This is a genomic window from Bacillota bacterium, from assembly GCA_013314855.1.
Taxonomy (GTDB): domain Bacteria; phylum Bacillota; class Clostridia; order Acetivibrionales; family DUMC01; genus Ch48.
In genome coordinates this window covers 1-12,621 of the sequence record JABUEW010000022.1, presented here as the reverse complement: position 1 = coordinate 12,621, position 12,621 = coordinate 1, and the positions used below count along the sequence as shown (strand labels likewise).

The window sequence follows — 12,621 nt, the reverse complement described above, 5'->3', positions numbered from 1 at the left end:
AAAAAGCTGCTGTTATTCCATTTGCAGAAACTCTGCCGCTGTTACGATCTTTAGGCTTGTGATGCCGGATTCAAGAAAATCCTTGTCACCTGTTACAAGTATGTCGGCTTTGGCCGTAATGGCGGCCCTGAGGATCGGCCTGTCTGATACGTCCCTGACAAGCGCTTCATCGGATATATCAACGGCAGGAGTCGGAACAACTTCAAGAACGGTAAGCGCAAGCGCCAAAAAGCGTTCAAGCGCCTGGATTTTGTGAGGGAATTTCCGGTTGTATACCCGGCGAAGCTCGTCAATGTTTTGATCGCAGACTATACCATGGTTGGGGTGTGTAACGGCTTTCACATAAGCCTGATAAGGCGTTCCTTCACAGCTTAAGGATGCGGAGATGAGGATGTTGGTATCGATCAATACTCTCATAGTCCTTCAATCTCCGCGCGGACGTCCTTTACCAGATCCATGACGTCGTCATCGGTCTGGATCCCGGCTTTTTCCGCTTCGCCCTCCATTTCCTTCTGCAGCATTTTCATGGCATAGACAGCGGAATTCATAAGAATGACCCGATCTTCCTCGCAAATGAGGGTGACACGGTCTCCTGTGGAAAGGCGAAGCTTGGAGCGTATATCTTTAGGAAGCGTGATTTGGCCTTTGGACATTACCTTTGCATTATCAACAATTGGAACACTCATAGTGAACCCTCCTTTATTGGATATAAAAGCAGGGTAAACCCTACTTTTCCTACCATTAGTATATGCCAAATCGCGATAAAATACAATAGCTTTTCGTATTTTTAAGATTAAATTTACAGTTCACAGGAAGGAGGCGGTTTTGTGGCAGACGATTTTGGCCTGAAGATCGGCATTGAAGGCGAAAAGGGGTTTAAGAAGGCTTTATCTGAAATCAACCAGAGCTTCAAGGTGCTGGGCAGTGAAATGAACCTTGTCGCATCCCAGTTTGACAAGCAGGATCAGTCTGTAGAGGCTATCACCGCGCGCAACCGGGTGCTGAATAAGGAGATCGACACGCAGAAAGAAAAGATTGCCACCTTGGAGAAAGCGCTTGCCAATGCCGCCTCATCCTTCGGGGAAACCGACCGGCGTACTCAGTCCTGGCAGATCCAGCTTAACAACGCCAAAGCTGAACTGAACAAAATGGAGCGCGAGATGGAGGCCAACAACAAAGCACTGGACAATGCGGGAAAAGAGTTTAATGAAGCGGAAAAACAGGCGGATGAATTCGGCAATGAGGTGAAAAAAGCCGCGGATCAGGCGGACGACGCAGGAGGGCGTTTTGAAAAATTAAGCGGTGTTTTGAAAGGGATCGGCGTGGCCATGGGCGCGGCTATGGCCGCTATCGGTACGGCGGCGGTCGGCGCAGGTAAGGCGCTGGTGGATATGTCGGTAAATTCGGCAGCCTATGCCGATGAGATTATAACCGCTTCAACCGTAACCGGCATGTCCACCGACAGCCTGCAGGCGTATAAATACGCCGCAGAGCTTGTGGACGTTTCATTGGAAACTCTGACCGGCAGCATGGCGAGGCAGGTGCGTTCGACCTGCGGTTCATCTGCCCTGACCCGCATGCCTATGCGCTGGAGGATGAAGTATTCGTTCTTTCCGAAACAGGAAAGCATGTGGTAGAGAGGCTTACAGGAAACGCCGATTCCGAGCCTGTGTATTTTCTCAAAGGCATAATCTCAGCATCGTCTTCAAGCTATATTTCGCTCATTACAAACGGTGAGGAATTGCGGATTGTCGGGGCTTTATCAGAGGGTGAGACGCTGGTTATTGATACCGGCATGGTAACTGCCAAGGTTATTGATGAAACAGGCGGCACCTTGCGTAACGGACTGCCCTGCCTGCAGGATCTGAACTTCCCGATTCTCAGAAAGGGCGTGAACAACATTGAGATTACTGCGGCAGACGCAACTTTTACACAGCTTAAAATACAGGCAAAAAGCAGATGGAGGTGAGATTTAATGGCGGTCAAGTCTATTCTAACGAAACAAGAGGATTTTACCGGCGAGTTTCCTGTAACCACACGGACATCTGCTTTATGGCGTTTCAACGAAAGCGCTTCGGACAGCAATCTGCGGCTTATGGATTCGTCGGGACATGGCAGGCATTTTACCGTTTCCGGCTGGTCAGGCACTTCGGCGAATCTGATTGCCGGAAGATTCGGACGATACTTCCGGCAAAACATCGTTAACCCAACTTCGGAAAAGACCCATCTTATAGCGACGAACGACGGGAGTTTTTTCAGCAATTTAGGCGAGAGGATTGTCGTAGGCGGCTGGCTCAATCCCACCACCTATTCGGTCGGGCAGACATATTGCCCTATCTTTAACACTCGCCAGGGACCCGGCCAGCCGATTTTCTATGTGTCATTGTATCAGGGAAGGCTCAGGCTGATGCTGTACAATTCCTCCGGCACCCTTATTTATGACCAGAGCGAAACGGCCGCCATCACCATGAAAAACGGTGGCTGGTATTTTATCGCCTCCATTATCGAAGTAAACAGCAAAAAGGTGCAGAACATCCTCTGTGACCGCAGCGACGGCGCGACGTGGGTATCTCCTCTGCGCACCTTCACCGGCGAACTGAACCGGCAGTGCACCGCCAACATCGTCATGGGCATGCACGCGGATACATATTATTTTGCCGGTGGCTTCGACGACTGGTTTTTGGAAACCGGTTCCCAGCTTACGGCAGACGATTTGCTTGAGTATTTTAAGGCGTCTCTTTATGCCAACGGCGGCGATACAAGCGCGGATGTGGACGCTCTGACCGAACCGGGTAAGGTCGTGCTTAAAGCGACCGGCGGCGTGTATCCCGAAAGCGTGTACTATATACGAAAGCAGTACCATGTGCATTATCCGGAAATGGGCGTGTGGCGGTGACCAGCGAATATGCCGCAGGTGTGATGTCGGTTTCCCTGGTAGAAACCAGCACGAGCGACGATCTGAAAGAATGGTCGGCATGGCAGACCATCGGCACAAGCGGAGAACTGAATTCCCCCGACCGGCAGTATATCCGCTTCAAGGTGACACTCGCAACTGCCGGCACATCGAAAACGCCGAAGCTCTTGGAAATCCAGCTTCACGATATTCCCAAAGCACCCTATGAAAAGCTGGGCTTTGCAAGGCCTGTTGTGCTGGATGAGAACGGCGCGTGGGAGGCTGTGCTTGAAAACGCCTACGATATTATCGTCACCGGCGAGGTAAACGGAGCGGATACGCTGGAGTTCAAGCTTCTGTTCCATGACCCGAAAAGAAGCGCGCTGGAAAACGAAAAACAGGTGCAGATCGTAAACGACATCTACCGGATCCGCACTCTGACAGACAACAAGAGCGAGGACGGACGCATCATAACACAGGTCTACGCCGAGGTGGCATTTTACGACCTGTCCTTCAGCGTGGAAAAGGAACCGGCGGACTTCAACGCCGATACTGCAGATGTTCCAATGCAATATGCGCTTCAGGACACCGGCTGGTCGGTGGGAAACGTCACCGTCACTGCGAAGCGGACATGGCAGTGCACCGAGAAAAACGCGCTGTCCATCCTTCGCATGGTGCAGAACATATATGGCGGCGACCTTGTTTTTGACAGCGCCAACCGGATGGTGCATCTGTTGGCATTCAGCGGCGCAGACAGCGGAGCGCTTTTTTCTTACCGCAAAAACCTGAAAAGCATTCAGCGGGTAGTAGATATCCGAAGCCTTGTCACCCGTCTTTATGCCTACGGAAAGGACGGCATGACCTTTGCTTCCATCAACGAAGGCAAGGATTATGTGGAAGATTACAGCTATTCGAGCGAGGTGCGGGTATCTACACTTGACTGTTCGTCATTCAACAATTCGTATCAGATGCTGGAATATGCCCGGATGCGGCTTGCCGAATATGCCAAACCCCGCGTTTCCTATGTGCTGTCGGCCATGGACTTGTCGGCGCTGACCGGCTATGAGCATGAAGTGTGGAAACTGGGCGATATCGTAACGGTGGACGACAAAGAGTTGGGACTGTCCATCAAGACCCGCGTTGTGCGGCGGCAGTACAACCTTCAGGAGCCGTGGAAAACGGTGATCGAGCTTTCAACAAAACTTAGAGAATTAGGCGATTCTTCGGCGCAGTGGGACAAGGCGGCGGAAGCGCTGTCCTCCACCGACCTGCTCGACCGGCAGGAGATCAAGGATATGGTGCCGTTCAACCATCTGCGCAATTCCCGGGCAGATGATGGCTTTGCTTATTGGGTCAATTCCGGCTTTGAGGTGGATACCGAGAACGGCGTTTCGGGAACGGCTTCCTTTAAAGCCGAGGGAGTTTTAGGCATGACAAAGAGCCTGTCGCAGACAGTATGTCCGGCTACACGCAAAAGCTACACCTTTTCGGCGCAGATTGCGTCTGAAAACCTCGAAAAAGGCGAAAACGGCCAGGTGGGTGCTGAAGTAGTCATAGAGTATGAAGATGGCACAACCGAAACAAGGTTTATAGACCTGATTTGAGGGTGGTGGCGGGTATGGCGTATTTCAATCAGACTGCACATAGCATTTCCCCAAAAAGTGGAGGCAGAGTCAAATCCATTACCATCCGGCTGTGCGTCACCGACTGCACCGGTACGGTGTATTTCACTGACTTATTATTGCAGGGCGGCTCGGTGGCCACCGGCTGGGTCGGTCATGTGTGCGAGATACAGTGGACATTGGACGGGTAGGTGACATTGATGCAGTTTTCAAGGTTTGCGGAAACCATACAGATAAAAAGCGACAAGCATGTGGCAAGCGTGACAGTGACTTTGCGGATTTCCGACTGCACCGGAACAATCTATTTTACCGACCTGCAGTTTCAGGAAGGCGACCGGCTGACGGGGTACACCGTCCACACCGGCAAAATGCTGGCGAAATTCCGGGAAAACGGAGAGGTAGCTCCGCCCAGCCATTATAACGGCGTGGTGCGGACAGCGGAGACCGTCATTTTATTTAACTTGGGCAAAACATCTGCAGGACTCGACTGTTATATATATCCCGTACAGGATATGGCGGCAGGCAGCATTGAACTTTCGCAGGGCATGGGCGCGCACAAGGCGAGGTTTCTTGATTCGGTGAATGCAGGCGATGAGCTGGCGCTGCTGGCATCTACCCGCCAATGCTTGAAAAACGGCAGTCCTGTTCATAAGGATGGGTTTTATCAATATACGGCAGCGTGGGACAGCAAGCATACGGTCAAGTTGGAGGACAGGAAATCGGCAAGCATATTGTTTGAGTTTCAGGAGATGCAGGACGGAGGTGAACGCCTGTGAGGGTGAGGGATTATTTGAAAGGCAAGCGGTGCATGGTGTGGAGCTTTATGGGCAATGCCAGAATGTATGAAGCGCTCAGAGACTATGGCGACCGCTTTGATACAGTTGGAATTTTTACCTTTGAAGTAGACGCGACAGGCACTGTTACCGAGACCGGCACCAGCATCAGCAGCATGCTGCCATACATCCAGAAATGGCCGCACATCAAGTGGCTGCTGACCATTATGAATCATAGAATAGCCAGCATATTTACTGCGCTTCGCAATAACGAGAATGGAGCAAAGGATAAGTTCCTGACGGAAATAATCCGTATCATGGAACTATATCCTTGGTGCACCGGAGTGGATATTGACCTGGAGCGCGGCGGCGGATATGAAAACAGGGATGCGGCAAATGCCCTGTTCCGGGATATCTATAATACCGTAAAGTCATATGACTCAACAAAGCTTGTCAACATCTGCCTGCCCGGGATGACAGGAGTTCAGGGGTCGGTCGGCGGCGAAAACTGGTGCGTATACGCTGATCTAAACGCCTATTGCGATACCGCTGCCATTATGAGCTACGGCATGGCGTGGGCAGGTTCCGCTCCCGGCCTCGTTTCTCCCCAGGACTGGCTGGAGGACATATACGATTATGCCGTCACTGCGATGTCGCCGGACAAGATATTCATGGGACTGCCTGCTTACGTCTGGAACTGGCGGATCCACGACACACCCGAGAACCTCGGAGTTACCTACCGCGGAGTATCCAACACCTACTATGCGGCGAAATACTGGATGAATGGAGTATATAATTTTACGGATGATGCACCGCCGCAGCCGTTTATCCCGATTGTTGCCTACTGGGACGATTACAATAAAGTTCCATGGGCGCTGCCACATGTATATGATTATATGGAAGGTTGGGATACTTCCCAGCCACAAGAGTATCCGTTGCAGAGGGAGACATATAACAGACGGCGGTACCTGACGGCCTACGGCAATGTATGGATCTCCCGCTTGTTTCTCGGAGATGCGGACGGCTTTTCCATCCTGTATTATCAGGATGTGGACAGCCTTGTTTACTGGGCAAACGAAGCGGCTTACCGCTGGAAGCTGAGAGGCATTGCCATCTGGTCGCTTGGCCAGGAAGATATGCGGCTTTGGGAGGCGCTTCCGAAGCAGGTGTAGATTTAGGTAAATATATATAAACTCAGCGCTTTGCTTAAATGTAGGGCGCTTTTTAATTATGAAAATACAAGAAACGGAGGTTCTGACAATGAAAACAGTATGGAACTGGGTGCAGGCAGCCTTTACTGCCATCGGCACATTTTTAGGCTGGTTTCTAGGCAGGCTGGACGGATTTCTGTATGCACTTATCGCTTTCGTGGCTATCGACTATCTGACAGGCGTGATGTGTGCCATTGTGGACAGGAAGCTATCCAGTGAAATTGGAGCAAAGGGCATCTTCAAGAAGGTGCTCATTTTTGTACTGGTGGGCGTAGGACACATAATAGACAGTCAGGTGCTTGGCAACGGCGGCGCAGTACGGACGGCGGTCATCTTCTTTTACTTGAGCAACGAGGGGATTTCAATACTGGAAAACGCCGCACACATAGGATTGCCGATTCCTGAGAAGCTGAAGAACGTACTGGAGCAGCTGCACGATTGCTCAAATGAGGAGGACGAAAGAAAATGAAGCTGTTCACAAAGTACATGACACGAAACGACTGCTATACGGCGGGCAGGAAAATCACGCCCAAGGGCATCATGGTGCATTCGACTGCCGTACCTGGCGTAATGGCGGCCGACTGGTTTTCACGCTGGAACAAATCCTACAAGGCGGGCGAAATTAATAGGCAGGTCTGCGTCCATGCTTTTGTGGACGACAAGGAGGTTTGGCAGTACCTGCCTTGGAACCATCGCGGCTGGCACGCAGGCGGATCAGCCAACAACACCCACATTAGCTTTGAAATCTGCGAGCCAGCCAGATTTACATATAAATCCGGCTCGGTGATGATCGGCTATGACGCGGCAAAGCAGGAAGACTATCTCCGAAAGGTGTGGCAGAACGCTGTTGAACTCTGCGTCATGCTCTGCAGGGAATACGGTTTTGATGAAAACGATATTATCTGCCACTGCGAAGGATACAAGCTCGGTATTGCCAGCAACCATGCCGACGTGATGCACTGGTTCCCTAAGCATGGGGAGAGCATGGACACCTTCTGTGATGCCGTAAAAAAGACGCTGGAAAGCAATGCGGATGACAGCACTGATATTGGAGTCGGCGATCTGGTGGAGTTTAAAGACAGAGCCGGTAACTATTATCCCGGCAGAGCGGCCATTCCTTCATGGGTAAAGACCGACTATTACCACAGGGTTACACAGACAGTATCCTGTGGCAAGCCGGTGGTCAAAGGCGGCAAGGCATGTGGTTCTGCTGGGCAAAAAGATCAAAAAGACCGGCGGGACAGAAATTGCAGGTATAAACACATGGGTTGACAGGGATGTCTTAAGGAAAGTCGGCGACAGTCCAAACAATGAAGGCTATACCGTTTATACCGTTGTCAAAGGCGACTCCCTCTGGAGGATTGCGCAAAAGGAGTTCGGCAGCGGAGCAAGGTATCTGGAGATTATGTCCTTAAAATGGAAATGAAAGTTGGGGTTTTAATATAACTTTTTAGGTTTTTCAGGTGCTATCTCAAAACAAAGAGGATGTTACGGATAAAGAATAAATGGACAATTGGATATGAAAAAGCAGATACAAAAATGGAACCATCAGGTCACGTTAAATGTGGCTTGGTGGCAATTTTTGTTTAGTCAATAATGTTTACTTTCATGCTAAAGTTGGATATAATATTAGCATAAAAGTAAAATAGCGTAGGTGGGAAAATTGACTTACATGGAAAAATTAAAAAAGATAATTGAAGAAAGTGATGGACTTATTTGCACAAAAGACGTAGTGGCAGAAGGCATTCCCAAAATCTATCTGTCGCAGCTTGTGAAAAAAGGCAAGCTTGAGAGAATAGCCCATGGAGTATATTTGACTCCCGATGCATTGGCTGACAAAATGTACTATCTGCAGCGCAGAAAACCGGCTGTTGTATTTTCCCATGATACTGCGCTGTTTTTGCATGACCTCTCTGACAGGGATCCATTGACCTACAGCGTGACCGTTCCAATTGGCTACAACACAAAGAATCTCAAAGATGAAGGCTTGACAGTTTTTTCAGTCAGGAAGGAGCTCTATGAAGTAGGATTGACAACTTTGACCACACCTTTCGGCAGAAGCGTCAAGGCTTACAATATGGAAAGAACGGTTTGTGATATGATCAGGAGCCGCAGCAAAATGGACATTTCAATTTTAACCGACGCTTTAAAACGGTATGCCAAGCGCAGGGATAAAAATATTCCTAAACTTATGGAATATGCAGAAGCCTTCAGAGTAACTAAGCTTCTCAGAAATTATATGGAGGTGCTGTTATGAAGACGGCTACTCAGTTAAAGGCATTAATTCGTAATTTGGCAAAGCAGAAAAATGTTGATGCGCAGATACTCCTCAGAAACTATATGCTCGAAAGACTGCTTGAACGTATTTCTTTGTCGAACTATAAAAACAACTTCATTTTAAAGGGTGGAATGCTCGTTGCAGCGATGGTCGGGCTTGATGCACGTTCAACTATTGATATGGATGCGACAATAAAAGGATGGCCGATCACTGTAGACGCTGTTCAAAAAATGTTTGAAAATATATTATCAATTAAGCTTGATGACAATGTGGAAATGAAAATGAAAGACATTACAGAAATTCGAGATGAAGCTGAATATACGGGCATACGAGCAACCATAGAAACAGTGTTCGACAAAATAAGGCAGACCCTCAAAGTAGATATGACCACCGGGGAGGATATTACTCCCAGGGAAATATGCTATAGCTTCAGATTGATGTTTGAGGAAAGAAACATCAGTGTTATGGCGTATAACCTTGAAACTGTTCTTGCGGAAAAGCTTGAAACGATTCTTTCCAGGAGCATAACGAACACAAGGATGAGAGATTTTTATGACATATATATTCTTTCAATATTGCAGAAGGACAACATAAACAAAGATTTATTGAATGAGGCAGTCAAAGCGACAGTAAAAAGGCGGAGAACCTACGAATTGCTTTCTGAAGCTGAGAAAATTCTTGAGCGTATTGGCAAAAATGCTGAAATGAGAGACTTGTGGAAGCGCTATCAGGCTAGGTTCAGCTATGCTGAGAATATTGGATGGGATGAAGTGATGCAGGCAGTAAAGTTGATGATTATAGGATTATTATAGTAATGGCATTACTTCTGAAAGGTTTAATGGATCGTGACTTGGTGGCGTATTTAGTAACCGTACCAAGAGGGTACAACACATGCAAATTAAATCAGGATGGTAACATGAGGGAAATAGAAAACTCTCAGGACTTTCAAAATTCTGGGGTCGATATCAGCCGAATTCTTAAAAGGAAAGAATAATTTTTCAAATGAGGTTGAGTTAAATATAAAAGGTAGATAATGGTTGTTTTTGTTTCTCACCGAGGAAATAAGATTCTCTATTAGGAATGAAAATAAATGGCAAGTACTCATAAGAGGTGCCACGATAAGAAGATGACTGACGATAGATACCATATATAAGTTTTAGACGATTAAATTATACTAAGAAAAAACTTGGAGGAAGATAGATTATGAAGTGGAAATTATTTAAGTGGTTGTTTAAGAAAGAGTTTGCTATGTATAATAATACGATTGTCCGAAATATGCAGGAATGTGAGAAGAAAATTAGTGAAATGAAGGCAGAGATTGAAATTGGGAAAAAACAATATGATCTTGTACATAGAATATTTTATCTTTTTCCTGATGCAAAGATAGTTGGAGTTGAGATAAATAAAAATAAAGAAGAACTAATGGTTGTAGAAAGAATGGATGAATCCGCACTTACAATTTATTTATTTGGTCGTTCTTATCAAGGAATAACTCACTTGCCGAGAATAATGGCAACAATTAAAAAGTAAAAAGAGTGAAATATTTGGCTGGAATTATGTACATATAGAAGATATTATAAATGAAGATGACGACATTGGTGATGGCTCTATTTTAATGAAGTATTTCCTAAAGGCAGTAGAGAAACTTCATGTTGATTATATTGACGGATGGCTATCATCAGTCGATAAAAAACACTTTGATAGATCTGAACACTTCTATAAAAAGTTTGGGTTTGAAGTTCATTTTAATGAAGATCGAACAAGTGGTGGTATAAAAAAGATAATGAATTAGGGGTAGGGGTATCTAAATCTCTTGAATAAAATTATGCAACTGGATAATATCTACACATAAAATTATCTTTTTCATGCGCTCAAGGCAGCCAAGCAGGTTGAAAAGGATACATGTTAGCAGGTATTGACCGGATGTAAGCCTAAACGAAGAAAGCCTATACCCATAAATCATTTGCAATGGAGAATTCCATCCATTAAGACTGCCGAAAGAGTTGACGATACAAATCAAGGCCGGCAGAGAAAAAATAATAGAAGCATTTGCCGAATATATGAAGGACGCAAGTATTTTGGCCGTAATAAGCTGCAGTTTCCCCATACAGGTAGATAATATCAGGCCATCCATTTTTGGTTTGTATTCGTCAGTGAAAATACCTGAAAGTCCAATAAGAATCATCCCCACAGGCAGAATTATACCAAATGTTTAAAATAGTCGATCAGTTCGGTTATGGGATGGTAGTATTCTATTCTTATCTGCGGCAGGTTTTTAAGCATTTTTAACTCAAGGGAAGCTAGCGCCATTTCGCTTTTTGACAAATTTCCGGATAAAATTTCTGATGAAAGGATGTCCTTCCTTTCCTGTATTATTCGTATTTTTTTATATTCATTTAAAATGCTTTCCATGGCTCCAAGCTTTACTAATGCATTGTTGCCGGGATTGTTTTTGATCCTCTCAATTTCTTTTTCAAGAACATCTACTTTGCCGGGTGCGTATGTTCCTCCAAACTCTGTATAAACCTCGCGGGCAATCTCTGCTCTATTCCTCCAGTCTTCCTGACTTGAAAGAAACCTTGAAAAGAAGAAAAGGTAAAATAAACCCATCATAACAGCCATGGTAATATATATAAGAGAATGTGAATAAATTTTCTTTAATTCAAACCACAGTAGCATCTTCATAAAATTCCTCCTTAAAATATAAGAGATAAACATCTTCTAAAGTTGGCGGCAAATTGACAGCATTTTCTATTGGCTTATTATCCGCTATTATTCTTACTTCAATCCCTTTATCCACACGGCGAAGATTTGCTACATCATAATGGTTTTTAAGCCAATCTGCAGTTTTTTCGTCGGTTATAGCACTCCATACCCTGCATACCCTGCCTGCTAGTTTTTTTGCAATTGCATGAGGGTTGCCTTTTTCAATTAATTGTCCGCGCCGCATAAATATAACTTCCCCGGCAATGTGTTCAACGTCTGCTACAATATGTGTGGAAAACAGTACAATCCTGCCCTGTGAAATGTCGCTTATAATATTCCTGATTTCCCCAGATGTTGGACGCAGTACATCTGCTATCATGCGCATGAGTGTTGTTTTACCACTTCCATTTGGCCCCAAAAGCCCATATACTCCGTTGTTAAGTTTTACTGTAAAACGGTCCACCGCGAGTTTGCCGTTATACTGTTTTGTTACTCTATCGAAGTATAATTCCATGTCAATTATCTCCTTTCAAAGCCATAGTTTTTCACAAGATTACGAATTTCAAAGGTTAAAACAAGCAGGCCGGCACACAAAACGGCTGCCCATGTTCCGGTGTAAATATCTGTAAATATCAACCGGATATCTTCCGTAGCAGTCATAAGTATCATTAAGATTATTACCCAGACTGTACAAAGTAGAATTACCGTGTTTCTGAGGCGGACTTTCCGCACTATAAGCATTGATATACAGGCAGTCAGAGTAAATGATGAAAATGTCAGCAAAAGCGAATGCAAAAGAGCAATCTCGGCATGCATCAGATTTAATAAGAGAACTATAGTCAGCAGTATAAATACATCTACTCCGCCAATTAGAATCATCCTGCTTAACAGGATTTGCCCCGGACTGTATTTACTTTACAGGTTGTATTTCTTATCATATGTCATTCGATTAATACATCTTAATTTAGATCTTATTTGGTTAATCTATAATCTATGTTTGTGAATATAATAGTGTTGGTTGATAAAAACAGTGTTGACCTATCCTGTTAAAAAATACACCGGTTCTTGTAGGTGGAAAATACGTAGCACACGTAGAGGAAAACGGGTTATAATACCAAAGGCAATCATTCACTCCAGG

The 12,621-nt window shown here is 45.8% G+C and carries 11 protein-coding genes and 5 pseudogenes; 10 read left to right on the top strand and 6 right to left on the bottom strand.

The features are described 5' to 3' along the window. Positions 1-12 precede the first annotated feature (12 nt). Entirely contained in the window at positions 13-417 is a 405-nt protein-coding gene (locus tag HPY74_05480; protein ID NSW90127.1) for a putative toxin-antitoxin system toxin component, PIN family, read from the bottom strand. Next, a complete protein-coding gene (locus tag HPY74_05475; protein ID NSW90126.1) occupies positions 414-686 on the bottom strand; it encodes an AbrB/MazE/SpoVT family DNA-binding domain-containing protein in 273 nt (90 codons plus the stop codon). The genes HPY74_05480 and HPY74_05475 overlap by 4 nt, the downstream gene beginning before the upstream one ends. Before the next feature lie 141 nt (positions 687-827). Between HPY74_05475 and HPY74_05470 the strand changes: the two are divergent. The 10 genes and pseudogenes from HPY74_05470 (at position 828) to HPY74_05425 (ending at position 10,307) form a co-directional block, all read left to right on the top strand. Next, a pseudogene (locus HPY74_05470) lies at positions 828-1,391 on the top strand (phage tail protein). Positions 1,392-1,537: 146 nt separating this feature from the next. Then, positions 1,538-1,969 (top strand): annotated as a pseudogene (locus tag HPY74_05465) (phage tail family protein). Positions 1,970-1,975: 6 nt separating this feature from the next. After that, positions 1,976-4,497: pseudogene (locus tag HPY74_05460) on the top strand (phage tail protein). 218 nt (positions 4,498-4,715) lie between these two features. Then, on the top strand, positions 4,716-5,291 hold the full coding sequence (locus HPY74_05455; protein ID NSW90125.1) for a hypothetical protein: 576 nt from the start codon (positions 4,716-4,718) through the stop codon (positions 5,289-5,291). Positions 5,292-5,293: 2 nt separating this feature from the next. Then, positions 5,294-6,268 (top strand): annotated as a pseudogene (locus HPY74_05450) (glycosyl hydrolase). A gap of 280 nt (positions 6,269-6,548) precedes the next feature. Further along, positions 6,549-6,968, top strand: a complete 420-nt coding sequence (locus HPY74_05445; GenBank protein ID NSW90124.1) for a phage holin family protein — start codon at positions 6,549-6,551, stop codon at positions 6,966-6,968. Continuing rightward, positions 6,965-7,925, top strand: a pseudogene (locus HPY74_05440) (N-acetylmuramoyl-L-alanine amidase). The gene HPY74_05445 and the pseudogene HPY74_05440 overlap by 4 nt, the downstream one beginning before the upstream one ends. A 237-nt stretch (positions 7,926-8,162) precedes the next feature. Continuing rightward, entirely contained in the window at positions 8,163-8,756 is a 594-nt protein-coding gene (locus HPY74_05435) for a type IV toxin-antitoxin system AbiEi family antitoxin domain-containing protein (GenBank protein NSW90123.1), read from the top strand. Next, entirely contained in the window at positions 8,753-9,589 is an 837-nt protein-coding gene (locus HPY74_05430) for a nucleotidyl transferase AbiEii/AbiGii toxin family protein (protein ID NSW90122.1), read from the top strand. The genes HPY74_05435 and HPY74_05430 overlap by 4 nt, the downstream gene beginning before the upstream one ends. 391 nt (positions 9,590-9,980) lie before the next feature. Continuing rightward, positions 9,981-10,307: a hypothetical protein gene (locus HPY74_05425; protein NSW90121.1), complete on the top strand. Its 327-nt coding sequence runs from the start codon at positions 9,981-9,983 to the stop codon at positions 10,305-10,307. A 274-nt stretch (positions 10,308-10,581) separates the two neighbouring features. Here HPY74_05425 and HPY74_05420 read toward each other — a convergent pair whose 3' ends face one another. From HPY74_05420 to HPY74_05405, 4 genes are read right to left on the bottom strand one after another with little or no spacing between them, the layout of a single operon-like run. Continuing rightward, positions 10,582-10,962 carry a hypothetical protein gene (locus tag HPY74_05420; GenBank protein NSW90120.1) on the bottom strand — a complete coding sequence of 127 codons (381 nt, stop codon included), beginning with the start codon at positions 10,960-10,962 and terminating at the stop codon, positions 10,582-10,584. A gap of 14 nt (positions 10,963-10,976) precedes the next feature. Continuing rightward, on the bottom strand, positions 10,977-11,462 hold the full coding sequence (locus tag HPY74_05415) for a hypothetical protein (GenBank protein ID NSW90119.1): 486 nt from the start codon (positions 11,460-11,462) through the stop codon (positions 10,977-10,979). Beyond that, complete coding sequence (locus tag HPY74_05410; GenBank protein NSW90118.1) at positions 11,440-11,997, bottom strand: ATP-binding cassette domain-containing protein; 558 nt, start codon at positions 11,995-11,997, stop codon at positions 11,440-11,442. Before HPY74_05410 ends, HPY74_05415 begins: the two co-directional genes overlap by 23 nt. Positions 11,998-12,002: 5 nt before the next feature. Further along, positions 12,003-12,362 (bottom strand): hypothetical protein, encoded by a 360-nt coding sequence (locus HPY74_05405; GenBank protein ID NSW90117.1) that lies wholly within the window; start codon positions 12,360-12,362, stop codon positions 12,003-12,005. Positions 12,363-12,621 lie beyond the last annotated feature (259 nt).